Genomic DNA, 26,383 nt, shown 5'->3' on the forward strand with positions numbered 1-26,383 from the left:
AGCCGCTATGGCTACCAGCCGCAATGGCTGGATTTCGGCCCGGCAACCCCCAGTGCGTCTGGCTGGTGGGATTGCTTCGTCGCCTACATGGGCGTTTGGGTGCTGATGCTGTTCACTTTCGATTACGCACGTTTCGGCAAGCCTGAGGACGCTGAGTATCACGGTCGCTGGAACTTCGGCATGCCGTTCTACGCGGTGACCTTTCTGCTCAACGGCGCCGCGGGCATCTATCTGGTCAGCAGCATTCCCCATGAAGGCGCGTTGAACGAAGTGTCGGTGGTCATGGCGATCCTGCAGTTGATGGGCCTGTGGGGCTTGTTGTTTGTCTGGGCCACGCAAACCCGCATCAATACCGCCAACTACTACCTGGCGACGCTTAACATGCAGGCGTTCTTCGCCCGTTTCGGTGTGCGCGGTTCGTACTGGGCATGGGCCCTGGCGGTTGGGGTGATCGTGTACGGCCTGATGCTCGCCGATGTGTTTGCCTATTTGCTCAAGGCGTTGGCCTACCAGGGCATTTTCGTGGTGGCCTGGGTCGGCGTGGCGCTGGCGCAGATTCTTTACGGACGCAGTGACGTGGCGGCGCTGGAACGCGTGGCGGCCTTCAACCCGGTGGGCCTGACGGCCTGGTTTGGCGCCACGGCAACGGGCCTCGCCCTGATGTACAGCGGTGGTAGCCTGGGCAGCTTTTCGGCGCCTTCGACCGTGGTCCTGGCGTTTGCCCTGCAGGCCGGTTTGTCACGTCGAAGCCGGTTGCGCCTGCAGGTGGCGCAGTAGAGGAGCAGTCGGACATCTCGCTGCGGGTGCCTTGTCCATACGGCACCCGCGGCAGTAGCTACCGGGTCATGACAGGCTTGATTCGCCTGTCGTACGGCTCAAGTACCCGGCAGCAACGCCGATGCGCGAGAACACCAGCCAGGCAAACAGCAGCACGCTCACGCCAATCAAAATCGATGCGACGCCAATCAATGGCTCGATCGACGCAAAGCCCTTCAGGCGCAGGGTCAGCGCGCCGAGCATCACCGGCACGCCCAGGTTATACGTCCAGAACTGCACGGCAGCTGCGCGACCTTCGGTCATGCACGGGTGCACTGTGCCGATGACGCCGAACAGCGCCATCGACACCCATCCCAACAGATTGATGTGGGCATGTACGGCGAAGAGCGAGTGGTCGCCGGACGCGCCCATCGTCACCCCCAGCATCACGCCAATGGCAAAGTAGAGGGCTGCGAGCCGAAACCAGGTCCGCGAACGGGAAGTGTGATTCATGGCATTCACCTCAAGCGCCCTGAGGCGCGCTCAGTTGCTGGAAAATCCCTGAAATCGTGATGCCCGCAGGTGCTGCGCACAGGGGCGGTGGCAGATCCCGTGCCGTGCGTCTATTATGAGACTCATGTCTCATTACAAGACAAGGTATCATTTATTCCATGTCGAGCTCCCAGTCAAGCCCGTCGATCGGCGAGGGCAGAATCAACCAGAAGCTGCGCACCCGCCAGGCGCTGATCGAGGCCGCCGTCGCCTTGCGCGACGAGGGCCAGCAGCCCACGGTGGCGCAGGCGGCCGAGCGCGCCAGGGTATCGCGCGCCACGGCCTATCGCTACTTTCCCACGGTCGAGGCGTTGCTCAGCGAGACCGCGGCCGACCGTGACATGCCGCCGCTGGAGCGCATCTGGCGCCCGGGTGACGATCCGGTAAAGGGCATGGGCCTGGCGGCGAACGCGTTGAACAAACTGCTGATCGACGACGAGATCGGCCTGCACGTGATGGAGCGTTCGTTCATGACCGTGTGGCTCGAAAACGAGTCCCACGAGCCCCTGCGACCGGGCCGACGCCTGAGCTACATCGAACCGATAGTCGACTCGCTGAAGGACGTGCTGTCAGCCAGAGCGCGCAAACGCCTGAAGCAGGCGCTGTCGATCGTCATGGGCACCGAGGCGTTGATTGCCGTGCGCGATATCGGTGGCGCGAGTATCGAAGAATCACTCGCCACTACCGCCTGGGCAGCGCGCGCGCTGGTTCGCCAGGCGTTGGATGAGGATGAACGAAACCGTCGAAAGCGTGGCTGATCTGCGCGATGGTACGTGCGCGCACTCCTGATCGTTCCCACGCAGAGCGTGGGAACGATCAACCCGCCTCAGTCCGCCTTCTCATCATCGGCCGGCACTTCAGTCCAGCTGTCATCCGGATCAAAGCGTTTCATTGCCTGCGCCAGCTTTTCACTCCCAGGTCCCAGGTCTTTTTCGAAGACCTGTCCTTCATGGCTGATCATGAAACTCATCACCCCGGTTTCACCGTATTTCGCCGGCCAGGCGATCAGTGCAAAACCCCGGCTCATCTTGTCGCCGATGAGGTAGCTGTAGGCCCCACCCGGTGCAGAAGGCCCCTGGCCCAGCAGGATGCGGAAGCGGTAACCATGCCAGGGTTCCCCAGCAATGGTTTTGCCGAACTCGGGGCCCAACGGGCTGATCTGCCCGCTATCGTCGTCCGCCCAATAGAGTCCGTCGTGCTTGCCGGGGGTACTGAAGATTTTCTGCGCGTATTCGAGTGCGCCGTCACCGTCACGATCCACCGAGGCATAGTCCATCTGGGCATCGTGATAGGCCAGCGCCGATTGCACCGCGGCCAGCTCGTTGCGGCCAATTTGCCGTGTACGAAGTTCAGCACTGCCGGCCTTGATGTCGAAGCGCCAACCCTTTGCGCTTTTGACGATGGGGATCGGCAGTGTCCATTGCTCCTTGCCCACCGACAGGATCGCCTTTTTGTCAGTGGTTTTTTCGATCTTGTGTTGCTCGTGGTATTGCTTCAAAAACGCTTCCACGTCTTCACGTTCCGCGCCGTCGCGAGGGATAAAACTGCGCCAGTTTTCACCCAGCAACTCGGCCAGGCGCTTCTGATCGGCGTTTTTCGTACCCAAGGCTTCGACGAACGCTTGGGCGGCCTTTTCCGGCGTTGCAAATTCCTGCTGCGCCGTGGCCATGCACGACCAGGCCAGGGCGACCGTGATCGCCAGGGCATGCACAAACACGCTCTTGCGTGCCTTTACTCGAGGATGGTTATTCAACGGCGGCCCCCCCTTGAACGCGCTGCGCCGGACGGCCGACTGATCTGATGCCCGGCTGCCCGCGAGGCATTCGGGCGCTGGAAGGAAGCCTGGCTGGCCCGGCCACGGTTGGCTTGCAGGTTGGCCTGGGACGGCGAACGCGCGCCGGCGAAGGCATTGTTGCGGGCACTGCCTCTATTGACGGCCGGTGCAGCCTGGCGGTTTTGCGCCGCCTGGCGCGTTTGTGCGCGTTGATTGGCCTGGTTCTGATTCCTGGGTTGCTGAACTCTCGATTGCTGATTCTCCCGGGTATTTCTGGCGGTACCCTGGCTTCGGTCAGCCGTTCTCGGCCTATCGGCCGCTTTCGGCCTGTCTGCACCGGCCTGCAGCCGATTGCCAGCCGCGGCCCGGGACTGGGCGTCGCGCGCCCGATCACGGGCCTCCAGGTTGCTGGTGGCAGGTCGTTCTATGCCGTGCCGGTCCATTGAGCTACGAGCTCTATCACGCGCCTGGGCGCGCTGGGCATTGTCCCCTCGATAGGCCTGGCGTTGACTGGCGCCGTCCAGCTGCCGGCCAAACTGTTCGCGGCTCCTGCTGTCTCGATAGGGCACGCCATTGCGATGGGCGGCGTTGTGCTGCCACTTGTTCTGGTTGTTGGTGATCCGGTTGTTGGCATTGATGTTGTTGTAGCGATTGACGTCGATATCGACGTCGTTATTGCCCCAGTCACATTCACCCCACAACGCACCGACGATGGCCACCCCGGTGCCAAACGCCAGCCCGGCCATCAGCGCCTGGCCAGGGTAATAGGCAGGCGGCGGGGGATAGTAGGCAGGCGGTGACGCGGGATAGGCCCAGGTGCCGTAGGTGGTTGTCGGGTTATAGGTGGGGACGTACACCACCTGCGGATCGGCCGGCTGAATGATGATGGTCGAGCTGCTGCTCGCAGGGGCCGGAGCCTGCGTCGTGGTCGTGGCGGCCGGTGCGGGGGCCGGTGCCGCGTTCTGGATCGTCACGTTCTGATACTGGTTGCTCTGCAGGTTGCCGGCGGCCTGGGCCTGACGACGCAAGCGTTGCACGGCATTCATGAGATCGTCGGGCTGCGCCAGGAAGGCATCCCCCAGGCGTTGTACCCAGACCGGATCCTGCCCCAGCGTTGCCAGGAGCTGCGGGAAGGCAACCAGCGCCTGCACACTCGGGTCCCAAGGCTGGTTCGCCACTTGCTTGACCGCATCATCGCCCTTGGCGTCCGGGTGAGCCTTCGACCAGGTGACCGCCTCGGCGACTTCCCCGGGATAAGTGGACGCCATCAGTAGCTGTGCCAGCAATGGGTCCGGGTAGAGCGCGATGGGCGCCAGCATTTGATCCAGCTGTTCCTGGGTAAACACCGGGTCTTTGGCGGGCACCGTGGCCGCTGCCGTATTGGCAGGGCTGGCTGTCGGGGTGGGGGCTGGATCCGCGGCCTGCAGGGCCGGGCCGCTGAGAAAAAACATCGCTGACAACACGTAGAAAAATGGGGTACGCATCACCGCTCCCTGTGGTCAGGCAGATATGAAATGAGTGGATCAATGCCAGGTGAATGCAAGCCGACTGCGCAAACCCGGACCTCAACTTCGACGCCGTCCATTGATAGTAGCAAACATAAAAATTCTGCCCGAAATACCTTCGGTTCTCGGACCAATAGCAGTCGATAGGTACCGCCCAGTGCAGTGAACACGAAAAAGCCCGGCTGATCAGGCCGGGCTTTTTGTGGGTGCGGTGCAGCGATGGGGTCAGGCGACGGTGTTGCCTTGCAGGCGGTCGGAGCCATCGGCGGCGACGGTGTTGCCTTGCAGGCGGTCGGAGCCATCGGCGGCGACGGTGTTGCCTTGCAGACGATCAGAACCATCAGCAGCGACGCGATTCTCGATCAGGCGATCCGAACCGCCTTCAGCTACACGATTCTCGACCAAACGATCCGAACCACCTTCAGCCACTCGGCTTTCAATCAAACGATCCGAGCCGCCTTCAGCGACAACAGGCTGAACAGAGGTAGCGGCAAAAGCGTTAACTGCAAAAACCGAGAATGCGATGCTGAGGAGGGTTTGGCGTTTCATGATCGTGTGCTCCGGGGTGTTGTTGGTTGGTATGGAGCTGATGTTACGCCGCGGATTTTTTAAGAGAACTTCATTGACGTGATGTTGAACATCGATGCGATTGATAGGGCCAGCGCGAGCCCCCTGGTGAGCGTGATGATATGGCACGGAGCATTGATTACATTGCGTATCAACTGTAATGCCCGATCACGCCGTTATCATTAATGCCAATCGCCCATAGAGTCAGCCTGACGATTTTGTTTATGGCGTAGTCAAGGTGCCTCTCATGGTTCAAAGCATTATGAAAACAACTGCCCTGGCAGCACTTCTTGTCGCAAGCGCAGCCATGCCGTCCGTTCAGGCGCAACCATTGCCACTCGATCAAACCGCTGCCTTGCGTAGTGAAGACGTGGAATGGCGCAGCTTCCCCGCCTTCCCCAAAGAAGTAAAACTGGCAGTTATCGCCGGCGACCCGAGCAAACCAGCACCCTACGTGGTGCGAGTCAAAGTGCCGAACGGCACCCGATTAATGCCCCACACCCATCCGGAAAACCGTATCTACACCGTCATGTCCGGTGTTTTCTATATTGGCTTCGGTACGGTGTTTGATCGGGACAAGCTGGTTGCCTATGGACCGGGCAGCGTCGTGATACTCCCGGCCAATACGCCACACTTCCATTGGGCGAAATCAGGAGAGTACATCTCACAAGTCTACGGGACGGGGCCGTTGGGGCTTGAGTACGTGGATGGCCATGATGATCCTCGTAATGCGTCGAAGCGATAAGGATTCAAAGTTCCTGACAACTATTCCCCGACGCCAACACCCGATCCTCCCAATTCTTTCGGCACATCCTTGAACTTCGGCAATCCATCCTTAACGCGCAGCACCGACTCCTGATAATGCACATGCACCCCCGGCGAATACTCAAGATCCGGGATGAGCGCGGCATACACATCGATGAGCCCCATCCCCGGGTGCTCGGTGAACAGATGCCCGCCGCAAATCTTGCACCACTTGCGGTAACTCCGGGGTGTCTTGTTGTAGGTGCCGATGTTGTCGGCGCCCCGAGTCACTTGCAGCGCCTCGGGTTTCCACAGGGTGAAGGCGTTGACCGGCCCCGCTGACCAGTGCCGGCACGACTCGCAATGGCAATAACCCATCGCGGCCGGCTCACCGCTGACGGTGAACTCGACGGCACCGCAAAAACAACTGCCTTGGTAAGACCGTTCAATGTTCATGGCATGACTCCTTGATCAATGGTCAGGGCATTGCTCGCACAAAAGGTACCTGCCTTCACTCGTCGACATAGCTCACCGCTGTCGCCGGCGTGCGTCGCACCTGCAGGTTGAAAATGTCCGGGCGCGCGTAGTGCCCGGTGACGTCGAGCGCCCGCCGTGCCGGGGCCACGAGTGAGACGTCGATGTCGGCATACAGAATGCCTGCCTCTCGGTGCAATGGACCTGCCACGATCCGGCCTTGCGGATTGACCACTACCGAGTCGCCGTCGTTGATCCATTCGTCCGGATCGGCAAACAGTTGCGCACGGGACGGGAAGTCGTCGGGGATGTCGCTGCCGCGCAGTGCGGAGCCACTGCCGAGCACCCAGCAGCGGCCTTCGAGGGCAATGTGACGCATCGTACAGATCCATCCCTCGCCCGTGTCGTAGGTGGGCGCGACATAGATTTCCACCCCTTGGGCATACAGTGAATAGCGCGCCAGCGGCATGTAGTTTTCCCAGCAGATGAGCGCGCCCACGCGGCCGACCGGTGTATCGACCGGACGCAACCCGGTTGCATCACCAAAGCCATGCACCATGCGCTCGGGATTGGTGGGCATCAGCTTGCGGTGTCGGTTGAGCACGGCGCCGCTCGGGCCGATAACGACTACGCTGTTATAGAGCGTGCCGCCACCATTGCGCCGGTCGCATTCATTGATGCCGCACACGATCGTCACCGCGTGGACGCGGGCCGCCTCGCACAATTGGCTCAGGTCACCGTTGGCGATATCGACGGCGTTGGCCAGCAGCCGGGCGTGCAACTGGCCCATTACCGCCCCGTCCTTTCCCGCCGCCAGTCGCCAGATTCACGACGGGTAACCTGGAATGAACGATTCGGGCAGAACAATCAGCGAGGCTCCCGCCGCCGCGGCCTCGGCGACCGATTGCACGGCCCGGGCGATCGTCGCACTGCGATCGAGCAGCACGGGCGGGCGCTGAATGATGGCGATCTTGGTCATGATGTTCTCCTGGGGCGGTTGGCTGTCGGAGACTTGAGCGTGCGCGTGGCGAAGTCCCGGGGCTAGTTCAGAATCTGAAGCGTTGCAGCGGTGGAGTGCAGGCGATGGACGAAAGCTACGGTCAGTTCTGCACAGTTGCGCGCGGTGCTGAAGCACTGTGCGAGCGCTGGACACCCTTGGTCGTGCGCGAACTGTTGTGCGGCAGTAAACGCTTCAATGAACTGCACCGCGGCGTACCCCGGATGTCCACCGGTTTGCTGGCACAGCGGCTGCGCCATCTGGAAGAAATCGGTGTAGTGCATCGCACAGCGGTCGGCAAAGTCTGGGAATACAGCCTGACCGAGGCGGGCGAGGAATTGCGCCCCATCATCATGGCGCTGGGGCATTGGGGCGCGCGCTGGATCGGCAGTCGCCTGCGCGACGACCAGCTCGACGCGGGCCTGCTCATGTGGGACGTGCGCCGGTTCGTGCGCCTCGAGACGTTCCCCTCCCGGCCGGTGGTCATCCAGTTCAAATTCCGTGACGCGCGGTCCGGCGAGCAAGCGTGGTGGCTGGTGGTCGAGGAGGGTGTGGCAGACCTGTGCCGCGACGATCCCGGGCGTGAATTGACCCTCGTCGTCGACTCCAGCGTGCGTGCCTTGACTGAGGTATGGGCGGGCGACCGCACACCGCGGGAGGTGCTTGAGTCGCGAGAGCTGCGTGTGGATGGCGCAGCGCAGGACGCGCAAAACCTGTGGCGCTGGCTGGGTACAAGCGCATTTGCCGGTACCCGGAGCGCGGCGCGATAGCCATTCAAATCAAACGAGACGCTACAGCCCGCTGAACATCCCGATAATCACGGCATTGACCAGGTCAATGAAAAATCCGCACACCAACGGCACGATGAGAAAGGCCTGGTGAGCCGCACCGTACTTCTGGGTCACGGTCGTCATATTGACGATGGCTGTCGCGGTGGAACCCAGCGCAATGCCGCCGAAGCCTGAAGCGATCACGCTGGCTTCGTAGTTGCGGCCCATGAAGCGGAACACCAGAAAATACGTATAGAGCACGGTCAACAGGATCTGCAGGGTCAGTGCGCAAGCAATGAACAGCAGCGCGCCGCTGAGCTGCCACAGCTGCAAGCCCATCAGCGCCATGGTCAGGAACATGCCCAGGCAGACATCGGAAATCAGCGACAGGCCCTGGCTGGCGCCGCTCCAGGATTTCAGGCGCTGCTCGCCGATCAGCCCCCGGACGAGGTGGTGAATGACGATACCGGCGAACAGACAACTGACGAACTTGGGCAGGGTGATCCCGCTATCGACCAGCAACAGGTTGAGTCCATAGCCGAGCATCAAGGTCAAATTGAGCCACATCCACGCCCAGAGCACGTCGTAGTAGTCCAGTGGCTTGCTCTGCTGTTGCTCGAGAATGCCGACTTCCAACGCTGCATCCCCAGATGGCGTCAGTTGATGGCGACGGATCAGGCGGTTGGCGATGGGACCGCCGATCACACAAGCGGCAATCAGGCCGACAGTGTTGCTGGCGATCCCCAATTCGTGCGCGTTCTCGATGCCCAGCCTTTCGACGAACAGCGGTGCCCAGGCCAGGGTCGTGCCAACCCCGCCGGTGAGGGAGATGGAACCCACCATCAGGCCAGCCTTGGGATCAAGCCCGAATACCTCGGCCATGCCCATGCCCAGCGCGTTTTGCAGGAAGATGAACACCGCGGCGAGCACCAGCAGGATCAACAGCGGTCGCCCACCCTTGATCAGCTGGCGCATGTCCGACCTCAAGCCGATGCCGGCAAAGAAATACAGCAGCATGGTGTCGCGAACTTGCAGGTCGAACTCGACCTGGATATTCAGACCGAAGTACAACAGGCTCGTGACCGCCGCACAGACAAAGCCACCGACCACCGATTCTGGAATACAGTATTGACGCAGCAAGGTGCTGTGCTGCACCAGCGTCTTGCCCAGGAAGAGCAGCAGGATGGCGAGGGTGAAACTCACCAGGCCATGAACAGCGAAGAGTTGGGCGGTCATCTATAGCCTATTGAAAAACCTGAAAAAAATATTATCCAGAGTCGATCGCACGGCTTTGCGACCTGGATCAATGAAAGTACAGATCGCCGACGAAACCGGACGCGGTCAAGGCCCGGGTTCGCCGAAGTGAGTCAAGCACCTGATCCCGGAACACGCAATCGCCGGGGCAGGGGGCGTACATCCATGAGAGTGGCCAGGAGCCTTGCATGAAAGTTGGCGTGATTTCCGATACCCATGGCCTGCTCCGCCAAGAAGCGCTCGCGGCGTTGCAGGGCTGTGAACGGATCATTCACGCCGGCGACATTGGCAAGCCGGAAGTTCTCGAACAACTGGCGTTGATCGCGCCGCTGCATGTCGTGCGCGGGAACAATGACCTGGCGGCTGCGTGGGCTGAACATCTCGCCGATCACCTGAGTTTCGAGCTCGAGGGATGGCAGGTTTTGCTGGTGCACGACATTGTCGATGTCCCGGCAGCGCTGGAACCAGGCACGAGGCTGGTGATTACCGGGCATTCCCACAAGCCGCTCATTGAGTGGCGCGGTGAACGGCTGTTTCTCAATCCAGGCAGTGCAGGGCCGCGACGGTTCAAGTTGCCGGTGACATTGGCGTTGCTTGACGTGCAAGCGGGGGTGATTGAACCGCGTCTGGTTTCGTTGCTGGAGTGAGCGTTTTATTAGGGGCGGGTATTGTCTTTGATAAAGGGGGCGACTAGCAATGCTGAACTGAGGGGGTAAAGGGGGCAGCGCAATGCTCCATTTAAAAATCTTCTGCCTCGGGCGCCCGGAAGGCCTTGCTGTAGTAACCGGACTGGTCGAAACAGCAAACCTGCTTCTTGCCGGATGCAAGCATCTCGCAGGCATCACCCATTCGTTTTGCGCGCGTCTTGAGTTGCTTGGCTGAAGTAATCCAGTGTATCCAGTCCACTCGTGCGAGGGTCGTCGTATTTTTCCAGACTTTATGAGCCTCGGGATTGGCTGCCAATGCCTCCTGAAAGTCAGCTGGGATGTCAGGCTCGGGTTCCTTCTTCACAGGTGTCAGCTCTAGCGTAACGACATCCCCAGCGGCCGCGCCTGCGGCTTCGAGTAACCCGTTACTGACCTGCAGCCAATGGCTCAGCTGACCATCCGGCTCAAGGGTTGCCTGGAAAGGGTGCCCATTGATTGTGCCGTCAACGGTCGTCCTTCCTCGCCTCGGAAGCTGTTCACTCGCGTCTCTTGGCAGTACGACGAACGCCCACGACGTATCATTGCCAGGCTTTGCCGGACGAAGAAGCTTTGCTTCGAATCGGGATTTCACATCGATTGTTGTCATTGCGACTCCTCCAACCAATACGCCTGACTATTCTCTGGCGACATCACTGTCGCGTTTAAAACCGACAGTGATGTCGCCAAGCTCAGCTGCGGTAAATATTCAGTGCAGAAGGTCGACGCTACCTATTAGCCACTAACCTGTCCAGCGGGTGCTAATGGCCGTTGCAGCCAGCTGCGAAGTGCCTCAGTCGACCCAAAAGACACATTCGTACCGACTGCTCTTGGCCCATTTGCCGGAGTGATACCGTCATCACTTGAGATCGATAGTTACCTGTTTGATGGTACCGGTGTAGGCGTTATCCCATGGATCGTAATCCTTCGTGACCGGGGAGAACGCGTCCTTGCCGATGTCGGCGGTTTCGGCGGCCAGGGAATACAGCGCCCCCATGGTTTTCTCGATCCGGCCTTCGCCGACCTTCTTGCCATTGACCTTGATGATGCCTGTCGCACCTTTGTGCAGGCCGCCGCCGTCATAGTTGAAATCGAACTCCAGATCGACTTTGCCCGGGGGCAGTTTTTCAGTGCCTTCGATGACATACAGCTCGCGCGCCAGCCAGTTGTAGGCATACTTGGGTTTTCCATCTTTGACGTAGAAGCTCCAACCACCAAATTTTCCTGCCTGGGACAAGATGACCCCGTCTGCACCTTGTGCGGGCACATCGATATCGGCCTTGATGGTGTAAGAGGTGGCTTTGGTGTTGATGAAACTGTTCTCGGTCATGCCGGGCATGCCAGGGTACAGGGTCAACGACTTGCGACCGAACATGAGGTCAGGACGTCCAGCCACCTCGGGGTTCAAACGTTCGACTCGGCGATCGTCCAGGGGCAGTACGTTGTTCCTGGTCGCTTCGGCCAGAAACAGCGCTTTCATTTCTTCGACTTTCTGCGGGTATTTCGCCGCGAGGTCGGTGGCCTGGCCGAAATCCTCGCGCACGTTGTACAACTCCCATTTGTCCTTGGCAAAGTCATCGGTACGGTTTTTCGGCTCCCACAGCACGGTGTGTACCACCGCAGCCAGCCAGCCATCGTGGTAGATGCTGCGGTTGCCAGCGGTCTCGGTGTATTGCGTGGTATGGCGTTCCGGGGCGTTGGCGTCATCGAAGGCGTAGCGCATGCTGACACCGGGCATCGGCAATTGCTCGACACCGTTGACCACTTTAGGTTCGGGGATGCCGACCGCATCGAGAATGGTCGGCACCACGTCGATCAAGTGGGTGTACTGGGTGCGGCGCTCACCTTTGGTTTTGATGCCTTTGGGCCAGTGCACCACCATCCCGGCGATGTTGCCGCCCCCGTGGGCGAAGGTGATGCCCCAGGTCGCCGGGGTCGAGCTGGCCATGGCCCAGCCGACCGCGTAGTTGGGATAGGAGTCCGGCCCACCGTACTCGTCCAGACGCGATAACAGGTAGGGCACATCTTCCGGCGCACCGTTCAATGCAGACCACTCAACGAAGGTGCCGTTGACGTCACCGACGACCGACCCGCCGTTGTCGCCGAAGATGTAGATGAACAGCGTATTGTCCAGCTCGCCCAGATCGCGAATACCCTCGACCAACCGTCCGACCTCATGGTCAGCGTTTTCAGTTAGCGTGGCGTACACCTCCATCTCACGGGCAAACACTTTCTTCTCGTCGGCCGACAAGGTGTTCCAGCGTTTTACGCTTTCGGGGTTTTCGGCAAGCTTGGTGCCGGCGGGCATGATGCCCATTTTGATCTGCCGCTCCAGGATTCTTTCCCGCAGCACATCCCAGCCTTCGTCGAATTTGCCTTTGTAAGGATCGCGCGCCATCCAGTCTTTTGGCGGCGTGTGTGGCGGATGGCTGGCGCTCGAGGCGTAGTAGATCAGGAAGGGCCGATCCGGAGTCAGCGAATGGGTGGTTTGAACCCATTGGATGGCCTTGTCGGTGATGTCTTTATTAAAGTGATAGTTAGGGTCGCGAGGTGTGCCAATGAAGGTGGTGCCATCAATCAGGCTCGGGCTGAAGGACGATTGCTCACCGGCGATGTAGCCGTAGAACTTGTCGAATCCGCTGCGGGTCGGCCAACGATCATAGGGTCCGCTGACGTTGACTTCGTTGTCTGGCACCTCATTGTTTTTGCCGAAGTAAGACGTCACGTACCCCCAGTTCTGCAGGATGGTGCCGATGGTGGAAATGGTCGGTGGGCGAATTCCGGTATCGCCGGGGTACGACGTATTTGTACCGGTGACCCCGGCCATGCTGTTCTGATGGCTGTTGCGTCCGGTCAGCAGGGCGACGCGACTGGGGGAGCAAAGCGGATTGACGTGAAAATCGGTGAAGGTCACGCCCTCTTTGGCAAGCATGTCCATGGTCGGTGTAGTAATGGCCCCACCCATGGTCGAGGGATCTGAATAGCCAGCCTGATCCATCAGCACAATGACTACGTTGGGAGCGTCTTTGGGAGGCCTGACCTGGAAGCGTTTGGGCGCAGGTACTTTACGCCAGTCCATCTCGGTAATGGGCTCAGCCTTGGGCGCCTGGATCGGCAGTACCTCGCCCACTTTGCCGGGTAACGCTTCGACACCCATCACTTCGACGGCGAGCGCGGTTTGACTCAGGCCCAGCATTAACGTGAAACCAAAAGCTGCACTCATCAAGGGACGCAATTGCTGTCTCATTCCTGATCTCCGAATCAACGCATGGGTGTCCCCCGACCGAGCACGTCAAGGAACCCTCTGGAGTGGAGTTCTTGCTGACGTTGATGAGCGTAGTTGGAGGCGGTTGAGACACAGAAGTGAACAGATGAAAGGTGTAGTTCATTCTCAAAAGTGAGTGCAGCTACTCGTTTTTGGCTCACGGCAATCTGAAGCTGAACGTCCGCTAATGGCCGGTTTCAGCCCGTCATTCTCTGTTGATGTCATTGCCCAACACTTCAACAATTCGCCGGGCGATATGCTCGACGTGCGTCTCCAGCGCGAAGTGGCCGGTATCCAGCAACTCGACGACCGCATTCGGGTTGTCACGCTTATAGGCTTGCGCGCCTGGCGGAATGAAAAACGGATCACCCTTGCCCCAGATCGCCAGCGTTGGCACTTGGCTATCGCGAAAGAATTGCTGGAACGCCGGGTACAGCTCCAGGTTGTTCTGGTAGTCCAGGAATAGATCGAGCTGGATGTCCTTGTTACCTGGGCGCTCCAGCAGAAGCGCGTCCAGATGGTAAGCCTCGGGTGCGATGACCGCGGGGTTACGTACGCCCTCCACATACTGCCAGCGCGTGCCTTCCAGATGCAGGATGGCATCCTTGATCACCTGGCGATTGGCGAGCGACGGGTCGGCCCAATACTGACGGATCGGCGCCCAGGCATCCCCCAGGCCTTCGAGATACGCATTGCCGTTTTGCGAAATAATCGCGCTCACCCGATCCGGGTAGGCCAGCGCCAGGCGCAGGCCGGTGGGGGCGCCGTAGTCGAAGAAATACATCGCGTAACGCTTGAGTGCCAGTGCATCGACAAACTGCCGAATCGTCTCGCCAATGGCATCGAAGGTGTAGACGTAGTTACGTTCCGTAGGAACTTCCGTGAAACCGAAACCAGGCAGATCCGGCGCGATGAGGCGGTATCTGTCCGCCAGTAGCGGGATCAGGTCACGGAACTGGTGCGACGAGCTGGGGAAGCCGTGCAGCAGCAACAGTACTGGGGCGTCGACAGCGCCGGCTTCGCGATAGAAAACCTTGACGCCATCGGCTTCGACAAATTTGTAGGCGACGTTGGTGTGCTGGGAGCGGGACATGGCTGCTTCTCCTGTAACTGTATAAAATTGTTTTTACGGGTTACTTGAGCTTATTTTGCACGAGTCTAGTAACTTGTAAAGAGTTTTTTATGGGTTACAATCTGGCTATTGCTTCCCTGGAGATTCCTATGACCAACCCCGTCATCCCCCCCCAACTGCCAGCGCCATTGATACTGGCCGATCACCCGGCGCTGGATCTTCTGAACACCCAAATGGTGGTCGAAGGCCAGCGACGAGACCTGCTCGGCACCGATGCCGATGCGGCGTTGTGGCTGCAGCAGATTGGTGTCGGTTCGGCGACAGACGTGGCGGGAGGCGACGGGCATCTGCTCGCCCGATTGCGCAAGCTGCGCGACAGCATCGAGGGCCTGCTCGCGGCTCGCCGAGAAAACCGCGTGGCGGATCCGGCGGCGCTGAATGCCTTTCTGCTGCAGGCGGTGCCGCAACTGGTTTGGGAGGGGGCGGGCGCGCCAGTACTGGATCGCTTCCGCCAGGGTGATGCCGCCAGCCAATGCCTGAGTCGGCTGGCTTATGCCGCTGCCGAGTTACTGGCTGAAGGTGATTTCAATCTCGTGCGCAAATGCGAAAGCCCGGATTGCTCATTGATGTTTTATGACCGCACCAAGTCGCACAAACGGCGCTGGTGCAGCATGGCGCTGTGCGGAAACCGGCATAAGGTTGCCGAGTTCCGCAAGCGGCGTCAGGGTGCTGTGGAGTGATAATGGCAACGTTGCCCGGTCAGGGCAGACCCAATAGCTTCGGCTAAGACGCGGGCTGCCTGTTAGCCAGTTCCCTCCTGTAATATGCCCCTCCAATCCTCCACGAGCCTGGAAAATGGAACTCCACTCGATTCTTGCTTTTACTCTGGTCGCCGCGATTGCCATCGCCAGCCCTGGGCCCGCAACCTTGATGGCGATCAACAACAGCCTGGCTCATGGACAGCGCAGCGCGGTGTGGTCTTCCCTCGGTAATGCCAGTGGCCTGTTCTGCTTGTCGGCTGCTGCCATGTTGGGGCTGGGGGCGCTGCTTGCCAGTTCAGAATTGTTGTTCAATGCGGTGAAGATCATCGGTGCCGGCTATCTGTTCTACTTGGGTGTCAGGCAGTTATTGAAAAAAAGCCCAATGCTTGAGAACGGCATGCAGGATGGTTTGAAGAAGAGCAAGCCCACTCGCCTGAAGCTCTACAAATCGGCCTTCCTGACGGCGGTGACCAACCCCAAGGCGACGATGTTCTTCACGGCGTTGTTCCCGCAGTTCATCGACCAGAGCGCGGCGTTGCTGCCGCAGTTCCTGATCCTCACCTCAATCTTCATGGGATTGTCGGTGGGGTCTCTGAGTCTGTATGCCGCGCTAGCCTCAAGAGCTAAGGGCGTGCTAACGCGACCCGACCTGTCGCGGTGGGTGAGCCGGGTGGTGGGGTCGACATTCATCTGCTTCGGAGCAGCCATCCTGACAATGCGTCGACAGGCTACATAGGATTGGGCTATCCATGTTGGTGGTTGCTAATGGGAAAGGGGGGACGGAACGGGGGGACAGATTTATTTAGTCTTATCTTCGTTTTCAGCAGGTAAAGGGCCCTTCGAGGACCCTTACCAGTTAGCACGATTCAATCATTCCAAGAAGATTTCACTTCCCATCGACAGACCGTCGATCGGTTAAAGCGCTGCCTCCACATTCCGCCCAAACACCCGGTTGTATTCAGCCTTGGCAGTCTGCTCGGTAAACTCCCCCGACCATTTCGAAACCACCACCGTCGCCACGCTGTTGCCGATGGTGTTGCAGGTGGCGATGGCCATGGACATGAAACGGTACACGCCGAACAGCAGGGCGAGGCCTTCCACCGGCAATACGCCAATGGCGGTCACCGTGGCGGCGAATACCACGAAACTGCCACCGGAGACGGCTGCCGCGCCTTTGGATGTCACCAGCATGATGGCGATGGTGCCCAACTGTTGCTCCCAGCTCATCGGTACGCCGTAGGCATTGGCGATGAACAGCACGCAGAGCGACATGTAGATGGAGGTTCCATCAAGGTTGAACGCATAACCGGTCGGCAGGACCAGGCCGACGCTTTGCTTGGAGCAGCCGAATTTCTCCAGTTTTTGCAGCAGGCGTGGCAGGGCGCTTTCCGAGGAGGCGGTGCCGAGCACGATGAAGATCTCATCCTTGATGTACTTGAGGAAGCGCCACAGGCTGAAGCCTGAAATTCGGCAGACCGCGCCCAGCACCACGAAGATGAAGAAGGCGACGCAGACGTAGAACATCAGCACCAGGTTGGCCAGCGACATCAGCACGGCGCTGCCATTGCTGCCGACGGCGTAGGCCACCGAGCCGAAGGCGCCGAGCGGGGCGAACTTCATGATCAGGTTGATAAACTCGAAGAAGCATTCGGAGACACGGCTCAAGCCGTCCTCGATCACGCTGCGGCGCTCGGGTTTGAGGGCCAGCAAGGCAAAACCGAACAGTACCGAGATCACCAGCACTTGCAGCAACTGACCACCGGCGAAGGCGCCGACGAAGTTGTCCGGGAAAATCCCGTAGATGAAATCCATGGTCGACGCCGGCGCGTGGCCCTTGGCGACGGCTGCACTGGCGGCTGCGGCGGTGGCGGAGCTCGGGTGTGCGTCATGCATGCCCGAGCCGATGTTCAGCAGGTTGCCCCACAGCAGGCCGATGGCCAGTGCAATGGTCGAGACGATCTCGAAATAGATCAGCGCGCGCAAGCCGACCTTGCCGACCCGCTTGATGTCGCCTGCCGAGGCGATGCCATGCACCACGGTGAAAAACACCAGGGGGGCAACGGCGGTCTTGATCAGCTTGAGAAAGATATCGCCGAGAATCTTGAATTTGGCGGCCAGCTCCGGGGCCAGGAAGCCGAAGGCAATGCCCAGCACCATGGCGGCGATGACTTGAAAGGTCAGGTCTTTGTAGAACGGCTTTTTGTTGACAGTGGTCATGTCTGCGATCTCGTTGTTTTTATTGGCGAGCAAAGTGCAGAAGGGCTCGACCCATGACCGAGCCCCGTGGGATTAGCGCTTGACGGAGCCCTCGCGGGACAGGGCGATATCCACCATTTGCGGGGCCAGACCCAGATAGTTAGACGGGTCGGTGAGGCGCTTGAGTTCCTCGATATCCAGTTGCGCTGTGGCTTCACCCTGGGCGAGCAACGCATCGAGCAGGCTGGTGCCTTCATCGTTCGCCATGCGGCAGGCGGCATACACCACATCATGCGCCACCTGACGGCCCAGGGCCGGGGCCAGGCCCATCATCACCGCTTCAGCCACGATCAGGCCCTGGGTCATATCAAGGTTCTTGCGCATGCGCTCGGTGCGTACTTCCAGGCCTGCGAGCATGAATTTCGCTTGGCCAAGCGAGGCGGCGCTCAAGGCGAACGCTTCGGGAATGGCGATCCACTCGGCCTGCCAAGGGCCGGTCGAGCGTTCGAAGTCCTGGATCATTGCATCGAGCATCAGGCCCGCGTGCTGACGCACACCTTTGGCCGCGGCGTACATCAACTCGCAGGAAATCGGGTTGCGTTTTTGCGGCATGGTACTGCTGGCACCCCGTCCCTTGACGAACGGTTCGTACACTTCACCCAGCTCGCTGGTCATCATCATCATGACGTCCAGGGCGACTTTGCCCAGGGAGCCGGTGACCAGTCCGAGGAAGTTCAGGGTTTCCGCCAGGCCGTCACGGGCGACATGCCACGTGGCTTGCGGCACGCCCAGGCCCAGTTCGGCCATCAACGCTTCCTGGACTTCCAGGCCTTTATCACCCAGTGACGCCAGTGTGCCTGCGGCGCCAGCGAATTGACCGATTTCCACCCGTGGACGCAGCTCCACCAGGCGCTCGGCATGACGGTCGAACATGCTCAACCACACCGCACATTTGTAGCCGAAGGTGATGGGCAGGGCATGTTGCAGGTGGGTACGGCCAGCCATCGGCGTGTCGCGATAGCGCTTGGCGAGATCGGCCAGCAAGCCACGTACGGCCTGGATGTCGCGCTCCACCAGTTGCAGTGCCGCGCGCACTTGCAGGACGACGGCGGTGTCCATGATGTCCTGGGTGGTGGCCCCCCAATGGACATAGCGCCCGGCTTCGCCACAAATTTTCGACAGTTGTTCAACCAACGGCAGGATCGGGTAACCGACGATTTCGGTTTCGTGCTGCATCAGCGCCAGGTCGAGGGAGGCATAGGTTGCCAGTTCAGCGATCTGTTCGGCGGCCTGGCTCGGGATTACGCCACAGCGTGCTTCGGCGCGGGCCAAGGCCACTTCCACCTCGATGTAGCGTTCGATCAGGGCTTTGTCGGAAAACACACCGCGCATCTCGGCGGTGCCGAACATGTCGCGAAAGAGGGCGGAATCGAAGACGGTGCTGGACATGGGGTAATCCTGATATGTTTGTTATTGATCGGACATATTTAATATGTCCGTACATAATAATTACGCCCTCACTGGTACACTGTCAACTCAGGTAATGCTTGGGACTGATGAAAGGTATGAGCCAGACGCGCTATGCGGTCGTTGCAAAAGACTTGATGGAAGGGATTTCCAGCGGGAGATTTCCGGTCGGGACCTTGCTGCCCACGGAGTTCGAGCTGTGCGAGCTGTATGACGTGAGCCGCCACACCGTGCGTGCCGCCATCACCCAATTGCAGAACCAGGGGCTGGTTTCACGACGCAAAAGGGTGGGCACCCGGGTTGAATCCGCCACCCCCAAGGGCGGCTATTCGCAGTCGCTGGCGTCGGTATCGGACCTTGTGCACCTGGCTGAAACACAGGTGCGTAGCATCCAGAGCGTGCAGCACTTCGTGGCCGACATCGCGCTGGCCAAGCGATTGGGCCTGGAACCCGGCGAGCATTACTTTTGCGTATCCAGCATCCGGGTCGATCAGCAGAACCTGCGGGCGCCGCTTTGCTGGACTGACGTTTATGCCCAGGATATCTACTCAGAGGTCATCGAACTGGCCGAACAGCATCCCGACGAGCTGATTGCCGCGTTGATCGAACAGCACTTTGGTCGACACATCGATGTGGTGGATCAGCAGGTACGCGCGGTACTGCTGTCACCCGAGATTTCAAAGAGCCTCAATGCTGAGGCCGGCTCCCCGGGCTTGAACATTGTTCGCCAGTATCGTGACGAGGAGGGGGCTGTGATGGTGGTGTCGGAGACCACTCATCCTCAGGATAGATTTACGCTAGTCACCCAGATGCGTAGAGAAAAAAACCTGACGTCTTAGGGAGTAGATATTGATGACTGCTCATGGGCCGGTTGCTGCCTTCCACGACTGGCCGAAACCTACCCAATAAGGATAGTCCGTCCCGCCTTCACCGATATTGGTAATGCTGTCAGCACAGCCGGACTCAAGGGCGGTCATCGATCAAAGCAGCCCCATTCAAATAGTTCCTTCCATGTGTTGACTTGATCGTAGTGAGATACGGCCGTGCTCACTAGCATAACGAGCTGCTTTTTGCCGATTGCTGCCCATCACGCAGGACAACAATCGACCCACTGCAACAGCTTCTACCCGCCCATCAAAAGTAGTACCCAATATTGACGTTCGTTCGGTAGTACCACTGATTACTGCCGATCGAACTGGTACTGGTAAACCCCGTGCCGTTTTCCGCGCCGCCATAGGGGTTTGCGTTTTTCGCCCAGGTGAAATCAACCCACGCCATGATCGGCATCGCCAGGAACTGCGCGCCAACGGTGTACATCTGCGAGTCGTCCCAACCGCTCTGGTCTTTCATCATGCGGCTGTAGTCGTTGTACAGTTTGATTTTCTTCAACGGTCCCAGTTTCGGTGTGGCGATGTCGTAACTGACGTTCAGCGAAGCGATGGTGGCTTTGGCGGCAATCAGGTAGGCGGGCGTCAACCCGTTGCTTCCCATCAATATTGAATCGTCGCTGACGCCGCTGGGGTTTTTCGGGTCGTACTCGTAGCGAATGCCTTGGGTGCTGACGGTCCACTGGCCGGCGTTGATGATGGCGTGGACGCCGCCGGCCCAATAGTCGCCGTCGTCTTTGGTGGTGGCGTTATAGAGCTGGGCCGTGGCCAGCGATGCGCCGATTTCGGTTTTCCAGCCATCGTTGACGAAGGTCCGCGCGACGCGGGCGTTGAGCTGGTTGCGTTTCTCGTTGTCCTGGCGCGACTGGGTGAAGGGGATGGCATTGTCCTTGAGGTCGGCGTAGCGCCCGACCTCCGGCGAGTAGCGAATGTCGGACGGCAACATGCGCGGGAAGTAGCCCAGTTGCAGGTCCCAGTCCTGGTCCTTGTAGCTGTACTTCAAACCGGTGCCGGCGCTGACGCCGTAACCCATGAAGAACGGCAGGTGATAGCTCCAGCCGAATTGCGGGTAGGGTTCCAGCCCGAACGGTTTGAACGGCGCGCCCACTTGCAGGTTGGCGTTGCTGTTGAGGCGATAGCCGACGAAGCCGCGATCGATGGAACGTTTTCCGTCGTCCTGGAACCAGTAGCCGACATCACTGTAGAGGTTCTTGTACGTCGCTTGCACATCGATACGGAAGGTGTCGAACAGAAACCGGCCATTGTTTTCGGTGGTGTCCCAATGTTCGTCGCGGTAGTTGGTGCGCAAGGCACCGCCGATGTCCAGGCTGCTGGTGCCGTCATCGCTACGCCAGGCGATGTGCGGAAACGGCTTCTTGCCGGTGGTCGACGTCACGGGGGCGGCAGGGCCGGGTTCGCCTGCGAAACTGACGCAGCTGCTGATGATCAGTCCCAGACCTATTACGTACTTCTTCATGTTGACTCCCCTGCGATGTTGAGTACTGCAAAGTAACCGGCAACACTTTCCCGCTTGCCTTGAAAGTGGCAATGCAAGGAAGACTTCTTGTGTTGCTGTTATGCAGCGTGTTTTTTGTTTTGGCTGTTTCGTAGGTAATACGGTGTCTGACCTATGAACCTGATAGAGATAGAGCAGAAACCATGCCAGTCCTTACCTGGGGCGTTGTTAGGCAATAAATCCAGTAAAAACAATTGTTTATATGGGAATCGAATTTTGTTGTATTGCCTGCGAAACAGGCAGTTCCTGGGGTAACGAAACTGCACGTTAATTGTGCGGCTTTACCTCGCGCGCATTAAAAAGGCCGACTAAAAAGTCGGCCTGTTCAATGGATGAAATAACGCAACGTTGTTATAGATCGAGTACCAGGCGCCGGCTCTTGCACCCTGAAACACAGACCATCATGGATTTATTCGCCGCACGCTCGGCCTTGGTCAATACGCCGTCACGGTGATCGACATCACCTTCCAGGACGCGTGTTTCGCACGAACCACAGACACCCTCGCGACAGCTGTGCTCAATGTCACAACCTGCCTCCAGCAGCACATCGAGCAAGCTCAACCCCGGCTCGATGGACAGGGTCTTGCCGGACTTTTTCAGCTCGACGCTGTAGCTGCTCTGCGCGTCTTCGGACGGCGGCAGTTCAGCCGCGGCAAAACGCTCGATATGTGCATGGGGATAGCCCAGGCCTTCGCAGGTGCTTTCGAAGGCATCGAGCATCGGCGTCGGACCGCAGCAATAAAAGTGCGTGTCGTCGGGCTGGCCCGCCAGATAGGCGCTGAGGTCCGGCGGCATGCCTTTTTCGTCGTTGAAGTGGTAGACCACCTTGGCACTCAGGCCGCTGAGTTCTTCCACCAGTGCGGCTTCCTGCCGCGAACGGGCGCAGTAGATCAGCTCGGCGGATTTCCCCAGTGCCAGCAGCTGTCGGAACATGCAGTAGATCGGCGTGATGCCGATACCGCCGGCCACCAGCACGCTGTGCCTGGCGCTCAGGTCGAGCTGGAAATTGTTGCGCGGCGACGAGATCGGCAGCTGCATGCCGACCCGCAATTGCCCGTGCACGTATTCCGAACCGCCGCGGCTGTTGCGATCGCGCAGGATGCCAACCACATAGCGGCCACGGTCGCTCGGCGAGTTGAGCAGTGAGTAGCTACGCACCAGGCCGTTGGGCAAATGCAGGTCAATGTGCGAGCCGGCTTCGAACGGGGCGAACACGGTGTCGCCATAGGGCCGCAATTCGACGCTGATGATGCCTTCGGCTTCGTAGCGCAAGGTGTGCACGAGCGCGGTGATGGGGGAGGAATGGGACATCGGTCACCTCTTTTCGACAGTTCGCAATTCGACACACGCGCCGGGCAGAACAGGATGCGCGATCGGCTTCATGGCAACTGCTTCGCGTCGATCAGCTCAAGCTGGGCCTTGGCTGCGTTCTTCAGGTAGCGACGCAGGCGCACCACACCAAGGTCATGCTGGTAGAGGTTTTCCCGCTGGTTGGCGTCCGGTTCCATGAATTCGAGCAGCACCCGATCCTGTTCCAGCACCGCCCAGTGGCGTGCCTCCAGACGGTTCTTGTAGAGGAAGCGCCAGGTGTCGCGCTGCCAGCCGGTCAGTGGCCGGCAACGCCAGTGGAACACCGCCGAGAGGGCGCTGCTGCTCGGCGTGTAGCTGCCGATGATGGTGAAGTTGCCGCCCGGCCCGCCGGTTTTCGGATAGGGGATTTCCAGGCGTAGCCAGTGGCAGCTGTCGTCCATGAATTCGGTCCAGTCGAAGTTCACCCCGCGCTGGCCTTCCTTCTCGAAGAAGAAACCTTTGTCGGTATCACGGGTGACGAACTTGGCGGTGGCTTCGCCTTCACTCATGGAGTGCGACATCTTGTGCAGGTAGGTGCCGTGCATCGGGTCCATGACGTTGTCGATCACATAGCGGTAGTCGCCTTGCCACTCGGCATAGCAGAGGAAGCTGCTCCACTCGGGGGAGCTCAGTTGCTCGGGCAGTACCAGTTCCGGCGGGGTGTCCACGTGCGGTTCGGCGGCGTTGTAGAGGAAGATCGCGCCGGCGGCTTCACGGGTGTGGAACATCCGGGTCGGGCGACTGCCTTCGAGTTTGCAGCCGGGGCTGCCGGGCACCTTGGTGACAGTACCGTCGCAGCGTACTTCGACGCCGTGATAAGGGCATTGCAGGCGATCGCCCAGCACCGGGCCCTGGGACAACGGCGCACCGCGATGCGGGCAGTGGTCTTCGAGGGCATGTACGCTGCCGTCATTGTCGCGCCACAGGGCGATCTTGTAGCCCAGTCGGCGAATCGACACCGGTTTCTCGTTCAGTTGATCGCTGGGCAGGACCGGGAACCAGAGGTTCTTCAAGCCATTTGCCAGGAGGTTTTCTACAGGATCGACGGTTGTGTTCATGTTCATTTCTTATTTACCTCCGGCGGGTCATTCGCCCAGCCGAGCCATCAGGGTTGTATAGGCATCCGTGGTCCACTCGCCGCTGGTCAGCGGGCAAGGCGGCCCGGCCAGGTTCAGGTGCGCGAGCAACTCGGGCAACTCGGTCACGCCGTTGCCGAAGGCGCGTTCGATGGAGTCGCCGAGCAAATCCTCGAACTGGGTATTCGGGCGTTTACGGGCCTGATGGGGCTCCAGGTAGGGTTCGGTATTACGCATCTCATTGACCTCCGTCTGAGGATTTCGGTTTGTCAGTCAGGAACTTGCCTTGCGGCGCCTCGACGTTTTGCTGGCGGCGGGTGTTGCCGTCGATGCCACCGGCAATCGCCCATTCGGCGAAGACTGTGGGGCCTGGCTCGAAGGTGCGTGGCTGCCATTCGCCGGTCAGTTGGTCTTCGTCGGCGTAGTACTCCACCAGTGCCCCGGCCGGGTTCTTGAAGTACCAGAAGAACGCCGAGGACACCGGATGGCGCCCCGGGCCGATTTCGGTGGCCCAACCGCAGCGGGAAATGTGCATGCCGCCGCCGAATACCTCGTGCACATCGCGCACGGTGAAAGCGACATGGTTCAGGCCGGCGCGAGGGGCGGGCAGTTGCAGCATGAACAGGTCGTGGTGACCGCCTTCTTCAGCGGTGCGCAGGAATGCGCCACGATCCGGATAGCGGTCGGAGGCCTGGAAGCCGAAGCGCTCGTGATAGAAGGCTTCGCAGGCGTTGACGTCCTTGACGAAAAACACCACATGCCCGACCTCGATGGGGGTTGCACGTTCGTAGACCGGCGCGGCCTTGTTGATCCGGCCCTTGGTTTGCCAGGTGTTATGGCCGCTGCACTCGATGTCCAGTGCGCGCTTGCGGGTCACTTGCAGTCGGATCGCCAGGCCATTGGGGTCGGTGCAGCCGATACGGCCGTTTGCTTCGATGAAGCCCGGGTCGTTGGCAATGCGCTCGCTGTACAGCTTCAGGTCAGCGTCGCTTTCGACGCCCCAGACCACTTCGCGCACCGTTGAACCGGCTTCGATCGCCGGTGGCAGGCCGGCCTTGTCAATGTCGGCGAGCACCACACGGCAGCCGTTGAGGGTTTCGAAGATCACCTCGTCAGGCTGCTCGCTGACTTTGCTCAACCCCCAGTCGCTGAAAAACCGCGCGCTGGTCTCCAGGTCCTCGACGCCATAGGTGACTTCATCAATGCCTAAAACGCTCATAACCCTACCTCTCGTTGCACACCGGCCCAGGCCAGTGGCTGTTCATTCATGCCCCAATAAAGGCTTTTCTGTTCCATGTACTGCAGGATGCCCAGGCGACCTTTTTCACGGCCCAGGCCACTGTCGCGCCAACCACCGAACGGGGTGGAAATCGAGAACTGTTTGTAGGTGTTGATCCACACCGTACCGGCCTGGATTTTTCGACCCAGTGCCCAGGCGCGCTTGTAGTCGCGGGTCCAGATGCCGGCGGCGAGGGCGTACAGGCTGTCGTTGGCCTGCTGCAGCAATTGCGCTTCGTCGTCGAACGGCATGGCGACCAGCACCGGGCCGAAAATTTCTTCCTGGCACACCTGTTGGTGGTTGTTCAAACCTTCGAGGATGGTCGGCGGGTAGTAATAGCCCTGGTCGTAAACACCGCCGACGGGACGCTTGCCACCGAGCAACAGGCGTCCGCCTTCGGCCAGCCCGAGTGCCACATAGCGCTCCACCGACTCGCGGTGACCGGCGCTGATCAGCGGGCCCATTTGCGTGCGCTCATCCGCCGGATCACCGACCCGCAACTCGGCCGCCGCCGCCACCAGGCGCGCCATGAACGGCGCATACAGTGCGCGGGCGACGAACAGCCGCGAACCGGCGATACAGGCTTCGCCCGAAGAACTGAAGATGCCGTACAACACACCGGCCACCGCGTGGTCGAGGTCGGCGTCATCGAGGACGATGGTCGGCGATTTGCCGCCCAGTTCCAGGGACACCGGCATCATCTTGTCGGCGGCGATATGGGCAATGTGCTTGCCGGTCTTGGTGCCGCCGGTGAACGACACGCGCTTGACCAGCGGGTGGCGGGTCAGTGCATCACCGAGCAGCGAACCCTTGCCTGGCACCACGCTGAGCAAGCCTTTGGGCAACCCGGCGTCTTCGCAGATGCGCGCCAGTTGCAAAGCCATCAACGGTGTGATTTCCGCCGGCTTGATCACCACGGCGTTGCCGGCCGCCAGCGCCGGTGCGACTTTCTGCGCTTCGCTGGCAATCGGTGAGTTCCACGGCGTGATCGCGGCGACAACGCCCATCGGCTCATAGACGCTCATGCTGACGAAATCACCCCGCGATGGCGTGATGGTTTCTTCGAGGGTTTCACAGGCGGCGGCGAAGAACTGGAAGGTGCCGGCAGCGCTGGCCACCAGGGCTCGGGTTTCGTTGATCGGCTTGCCATTGTCCTGGCGCTGTAACTGCGCCAGTTCTTCGCTGCGCTCACGGATCAGCTCGCTAATGCGATACAGCACGCTGGCGCGCTCATGGGGTTTGCGCTGCGCCCAGCCGCTGTGCAGAAACGCCTGGTGGGCGCCTTGTACGGCATCTTCCACATCGTCGACGCTGGCGGCGTTGAGCCAGGCAACGGCTTCGCCGGTGGCGGGGTAGCAGGTGGCGTAGCGTTCACCACGCCCCTGGCGCCATTCGCCGGCAATGCAGATCGGTAAAGTCTGTTCGAGAGTCATTGTCT

The 26,383-nt window shown here is 59.9% G+C and carries 24 protein-coding genes and 2 pseudogenes; 8 read left to right on the plus strand and 18 right to left on the minus strand.

Going from position 1 to position 26,383, the window contains the following annotated elements:
- Positions 1-777: pseudogene (locus PMI35_RS30150) on the plus strand (allantoin permease); the annotation flags it as partial.
- Between the two features lie 66 nt (positions 778-843).
- Here the strand turns inward: PMI35_RS30150 and PMI35_RS30145 are convergent.
- Entirely contained in the window at positions 844-1,269 is a 426-nt protein-coding gene (locus PMI35_RS30145; RefSeq protein WP_008054864.1) for a hypothetical protein, read from the minus strand.
- Positions 1,270-1,427: 158 nt separating this feature from the next.
- On the opposite strand from PMI35_RS30145, the gene PMI35_RS30140 reads away from it, so the two are divergent.
- Positions 1,428-2,066 carry a TetR/AcrR family transcriptional regulator gene (locus tag PMI35_RS30140; RefSeq protein WP_008054865.1) on the plus strand — a complete coding sequence of 213 codons (639 nt, stop codon included), beginning with the start codon at positions 1,428-1,430 and terminating at the stop codon, positions 2,064-2,066.
- A gap of 68 nt (positions 2,067-2,134) precedes the next feature.
- Here the strand turns inward: PMI35_RS30140 and PMI35_RS30135 are convergent, their stop codons facing one another.
- From PMI35_RS30135 to PMI35_RS30125, 3 genes are all read right to left on the minus strand, one after another.
- Complete coding sequence (locus PMI35_RS30135; RefSeq protein ID WP_050562592.1) at positions 2,135-2,977, minus strand: DUF2950 domain-containing protein; 843 nt, start codon at positions 2,975-2,977, stop codon at positions 2,135-2,137.
- Between the two features lie 80 nt (positions 2,978-3,057).
- Positions 3,058-4,566: a DUF3300 domain-containing protein gene (locus PMI35_RS30130; protein ID WP_008054867.1), complete on the minus strand. Its 1,509-nt coding sequence runs from the start codon at positions 4,564-4,566 to the stop codon at positions 3,058-3,060.
- 246 nt (positions 4,567-4,812) lie between these two features.
- Complete coding sequence (locus PMI35_RS30125; RefSeq protein ID WP_008054868.1) at positions 4,813-5,136, minus strand: hypothetical protein; 324 nt, start codon at positions 5,134-5,136, stop codon at positions 4,813-4,815.
- A gap of 265 nt (positions 5,137-5,401) precedes the next feature.
- On the opposite strand from PMI35_RS30125, the gene PMI35_RS30120 reads away from it, so the two are divergent.
- A complete protein-coding gene (locus PMI35_RS30120; RefSeq protein ID WP_008054869.1) occupies positions 5,402-5,899 on the plus strand; it encodes a cupin domain-containing protein in 498 nt (165 codons plus the stop codon).
- Positions 5,900-5,919: 20 nt separating this feature from the next.
- Here PMI35_RS30120 and PMI35_RS30115 read toward each other — a convergent pair whose 3' ends face one another.
- Positions 5,920-6,354: a GFA family protein gene (locus tag PMI35_RS30115; protein ID WP_008054870.1), complete on the minus strand. Its 435-nt coding sequence runs from the start codon at positions 6,352-6,354 to the stop codon at positions 5,920-5,922.
- Positions 6,355-6,409: 55 nt separating this feature from the next.
- Positions 6,410-7,351: pseudogene (locus PMI35_RS30110) on the minus strand (carbon-nitrogen hydrolase family protein).
- Between the two features lie 104 nt (positions 7,352-7,455).
- Here PMI35_RS30110 and PMI35_RS30105 point away from each other — a divergent pair.
- On the plus strand, positions 7,456-8,139 hold the full coding sequence (locus tag PMI35_RS30105) for a winged helix-turn-helix transcriptional regulator (protein ID WP_008054873.1): 684 nt from the start codon (positions 7,456-7,458) through the stop codon (positions 8,137-8,139).
- Positions 8,140-8,160: 21 nt separating this feature from the next.
- On the opposite strand, the gene gltS is transcribed toward PMI35_RS30105, so the two are convergent.
- Complete coding sequence (gltS, locus tag PMI35_RS30100; protein WP_008054874.1) at positions 8,161-9,375, minus strand: sodium/glutamate symporter; 1,215 nt, start codon at positions 9,373-9,375, stop codon at positions 8,161-8,163.
- A 206-nt stretch (positions 9,376-9,581) separates the two neighbouring features.
- Here gltS and PMI35_RS30095 point away from each other — a divergent pair, with 206 nt between their 5' ends.
- Positions 9,582-10,040 (plus strand): metallophosphoesterase family protein, encoded by a 459-nt coding sequence (locus PMI35_RS30095; RefSeq protein ID WP_008054875.1) that lies wholly within the window; start codon positions 9,582-9,584, stop codon positions 10,038-10,040.
- A gap of 91 nt (positions 10,041-10,131) precedes the next feature.
- Here PMI35_RS30095 and PMI35_RS30090 read toward each other — a convergent pair whose 3' ends face one another.
- The 3 genes from PMI35_RS30090 to PMI35_RS30080 all read right to left on the minus strand — a co-directional run bounded on the left by PMI35_RS30090 (position 10,132) and on the right by PMI35_RS30080 (position 14,434).
- Positions 10,132-10,686, minus strand: a complete 555-nt coding sequence (locus tag PMI35_RS30090) for a YdeI/OmpD-associated family protein (protein ID WP_008054876.1) — start codon at positions 10,684-10,686, stop codon at positions 10,132-10,134.
- Between the two features lie 249 nt (positions 10,687-10,935).
- The gene (locus PMI35_RS30085) at positions 10,936-13,323 is read right to left on the minus strand and encodes an arylsulfatase (protein WP_008054877.1); all 2,388 of its coding nucleotides are present in this window, start codon (positions 13,321-13,323) and stop codon (positions 10,936-10,938) included.
- 223 nt (positions 13,324-13,546) lie between these two features.
- Positions 13,547-14,434, minus strand: coding sequence for an alpha/beta fold hydrolase (locus PMI35_RS30080; RefSeq protein WP_008054878.1), 888 nt, complete (start codon positions 14,432-14,434; stop codon positions 13,547-13,549).
- Positions 14,435-14,562: 128 nt separating this feature from the next.
- On the opposite strand from PMI35_RS30080, the gene PMI35_RS30075 reads away from it, so the two are divergent.
- Both PMI35_RS30075 and PMI35_RS30070 read left to right on the plus strand, forming a co-directional pair.
- Positions 14,563-15,153, plus strand: coding sequence for a CGNR zinc finger domain-containing protein (locus PMI35_RS30075; protein WP_032831289.1), 591 nt, complete (start codon positions 14,563-14,565; stop codon positions 15,151-15,153).
- A gap of 115 nt (positions 15,154-15,268) precedes the next feature.
- On the plus strand, positions 15,269-15,910 hold the full coding sequence (locus tag PMI35_RS30070; RefSeq protein ID WP_008054880.1) for a LysE family translocator: 642 nt from the start codon (positions 15,269-15,271) through the stop codon (positions 15,908-15,910).
- A 179-nt stretch (positions 15,911-16,089) separates the two neighbouring features.
- Here PMI35_RS30070 and dctA read toward each other — a convergent pair whose 3' ends face one another.
- Together dctA and PMI35_RS30060 are read right to left on the minus strand one after the other, a co-directional pair.
- A complete protein-coding gene (dctA, locus tag PMI35_RS30065) occupies positions 16,090-17,391 on the minus strand; it encodes a C4-dicarboxylate transporter DctA (RefSeq protein ID WP_008054882.1) in 1,302 nt (433 codons plus the stop codon).
- 72 nt (positions 17,392-17,463) lie between these two features.
- Entirely contained in the window at positions 17,464-18,819 is a 1,356-nt protein-coding gene (locus PMI35_RS30060) for a class-II fumarase/aspartase family protein (RefSeq protein WP_008054884.1), read from the minus strand.
- A 116-nt stretch (positions 18,820-18,935) separates the two neighbouring features.
- Between PMI35_RS30060 and PMI35_RS30055 the strand changes: the two genes are divergently transcribed.
- Entirely contained in the window at positions 18,936-19,676 is a 741-nt protein-coding gene (locus PMI35_RS30055; RefSeq protein WP_032831279.1) for a GntR family transcriptional regulator, read from the plus strand.
- Between the two features lie 295 nt (positions 19,677-19,971).
- Here the strand turns inward: PMI35_RS30055 and PMI35_RS30050 are convergent, their stop codons facing one another.
- The 6 genes from PMI35_RS30050 to PMI35_RS30025 all read right to left on the minus strand — a co-directional run bounded on the left by PMI35_RS30050 (position 19,972) and on the right by PMI35_RS30025 (position 26,378).
- Complete coding sequence (locus PMI35_RS30050) at positions 19,972-21,201, minus strand: hypothetical protein (RefSeq protein ID WP_008054887.1); 1,230 nt, start codon at positions 21,199-21,201, stop codon at positions 19,972-19,974.
- A gap of 390 nt (positions 21,202-21,591) precedes the next feature.
- The gene (locus PMI35_RS30045; protein ID WP_008054889.1) at positions 21,592-22,551 is read right to left on the minus strand and encodes a PDR/VanB family oxidoreductase; all 960 of its coding nucleotides are present in this window, start codon (positions 22,549-22,551) and stop codon (positions 21,592-21,594) included.
- A gap of 68 nt (positions 22,552-22,619) precedes the next feature.
- Positions 22,620-23,654, minus strand: a complete 1,035-nt coding sequence (locus tag PMI35_RS30040; protein ID WP_008054891.1) for an aromatic ring-hydroxylating oxygenase subunit alpha — start codon at positions 23,652-23,654, stop codon at positions 22,620-22,622.
- Between the two features lie 21 nt (positions 23,655-23,675).
- Complete coding sequence (locus tag PMI35_RS30035; protein ID WP_008054893.1) at positions 23,676-23,903, minus strand: recombinase-like helix-turn-helix domain-containing protein; 228 nt, start codon at positions 23,901-23,903, stop codon at positions 23,676-23,678.
- 1 nt (position 23,904) lies between these two features.
- Entirely contained in the window at positions 23,905-24,885 is a 981-nt protein-coding gene (locus PMI35_RS30030; protein WP_008054895.1) for a VOC family protein, read from the minus strand.
- Positions 24,882-26,378 (minus strand): aldehyde dehydrogenase, encoded by a 1,497-nt coding sequence (locus tag PMI35_RS30025; protein WP_008054897.1) that lies wholly within the window; start codon positions 26,376-26,378, stop codon positions 24,882-24,884. Before PMI35_RS30025 ends, PMI35_RS30030 begins: the two co-directional genes overlap by 4 nt.
- Positions 26,379-26,383 lie beyond the last annotated feature (5 nt).

This window comes from Pseudomonas sp. GM78 (assembly GCF_000282475.1).
Lineage (GTDB): Bacteria > Pseudomonadota > Gammaproteobacteria > Pseudomonadales > Pseudomonadaceae > Aquipseudomonas.

Excerpts from the sequence above, each read along its gene's own strand:
- PMI35_RS30145 (WP_008054864.1), bottom strand. The coding sequence starts at position 1,269 with ATGAATCACACTTCCCGTTCGCGGACCTGGTTTCGGCTCGCAGCCCTC.
- PMI35_RS30140 (WP_008054865.1), top strand. The coding sequence starts at position 1,428 with ATGTCGAGCTCCCAGTCAAGCCCGTCGATCGGCGAGGGCAGAATCAAC.
- PMI35_RS30135 (WP_050562592.1), bottom strand. The coding sequence starts at position 2,977 with ATGGCCACGGCGCAGCAGGAATTTGCAACGCCGGAAAAGGCCGCCCAA.
- PMI35_RS30130 (WP_008054867.1), bottom strand. The coding sequence starts at position 4,566 with ATGCGTACCCCATTTTTCTACGTGTTGTCAGCGATGTTTTTTCTCAGC.
- PMI35_RS30125 (WP_008054868.1), bottom strand. The coding sequence starts at position 5,136 with ATGAAACGCCAAACCCTCCTCAGCATCGCATTCTCGGTTTTTGCAGTT.
- PMI35_RS30120 (WP_008054869.1), top strand. The coding sequence starts at position 5,402 with ATGGTTCAAAGCATTATGAAAACAACTGCCCTGGCAGCACTTCTTGTC.
- PMI35_RS30115 (WP_008054870.1), bottom strand. The coding sequence starts at position 6,354 with ATGAACATTGAACGGTCTTACCAAGGCAGTTGTTTTTGCGGTGCCGTC.
- PMI35_RS30105 (WP_008054873.1), top strand. The coding sequence starts at position 7,456 with ATGGACGAAAGCTACGGTCAGTTCTGCACAGTTGCGCGCGGTGCTGAA.
- gltS (WP_008054874.1), bottom strand. The coding sequence starts at position 9,375 with ATGACCGCCCAACTCTTCGCTGTTCATGGCCTGGTGAGTTTCACCCTC.
- PMI35_RS30095 (WP_008054875.1), top strand. The coding sequence starts at position 9,582 with ATGAAAGTTGGCGTGATTTCCGATACCCATGGCCTGCTCCGCCAAGAA.
- PMI35_RS30090 (WP_008054876.1), bottom strand. The coding sequence starts at position 10,686 with ATGACAACAATCGATGTGAAATCCCGATTCGAAGCAAAGCTTCTTCGT.
- PMI35_RS30085 (WP_008054877.1), bottom strand. The coding sequence starts at position 13,323 with ATGAGACAGCAATTGCGTCCCTTGATGAGTGCAGCTTTTGGTTTCACG.
- PMI35_RS30080 (WP_008054878.1), bottom strand. The coding sequence starts at position 14,434 with ATGTCCCGCTCCCAGCACACCAACGTCGCCTACAAATTTGTCGAAGCC.
- PMI35_RS30075 (WP_032831289.1), top strand. The coding sequence starts at position 14,563 with ATGACCAACCCCGTCATCCCCCCCCAACTGCCAGCGCCATTGATACTG.
- PMI35_RS30070 (WP_008054880.1), top strand. The coding sequence starts at position 15,269 with ATGGAACTCCACTCGATTCTTGCTTTTACTCTGGTCGCCGCGATTGCC.
- dctA (WP_008054882.1), bottom strand. The coding sequence starts at position 17,391 with ATGACCACTGTCAACAAAAAGCCGTTCTACAAAGACCTGACCTTTCAA.
- PMI35_RS30060 (WP_008054884.1), bottom strand. The coding sequence starts at position 18,819 with ATGTCCAGCACCGTCTTCGATTCCGCCCTCTTTCGCGACATGTTCGGC.
- PMI35_RS30055 (WP_032831279.1), top strand. The coding sequence starts at position 18,936 with ATGAGCCAGACGCGCTATGCGGTCGTTGCAAAAGACTTGATGGAAGGG.
- PMI35_RS30050 (WP_008054887.1), bottom strand. The coding sequence starts at position 21,201 with ATGAAGAAGTACGTAATAGGTCTGGGACTGATCATCAGCAGCTGCGTC.
- PMI35_RS30045 (WP_008054889.1), bottom strand. The coding sequence starts at position 22,551 with ATGTCCCATTCCTCCCCCATCACCGCGCTCGTGCACACCTTGCGCTAC.
- PMI35_RS30040 (WP_008054891.1), bottom strand. The coding sequence starts at position 23,654 with ATGAACATGAACACAACCGTCGATCCTGTAGAAAACCTCCTGGCAAAT.
- PMI35_RS30035 (WP_008054893.1), bottom strand. The coding sequence starts at position 23,903 with ATGCGTAATACCGAACCCTACCTGGAGCCCCATCAGGCCCGTAAACGC.
- PMI35_RS30030 (WP_008054895.1), bottom strand. The coding sequence starts at position 24,885 with ATGAGCGTTTTAGGCATTGATGAAGTCACCTATGGCGTCGAGGACCTG.
- PMI35_RS30025 (WP_008054897.1), bottom strand. The coding sequence starts at position 26,378 with ATGACTCTCGAACAGACTTTACCGATCTGCATTGCCGGCGAATGGCGC.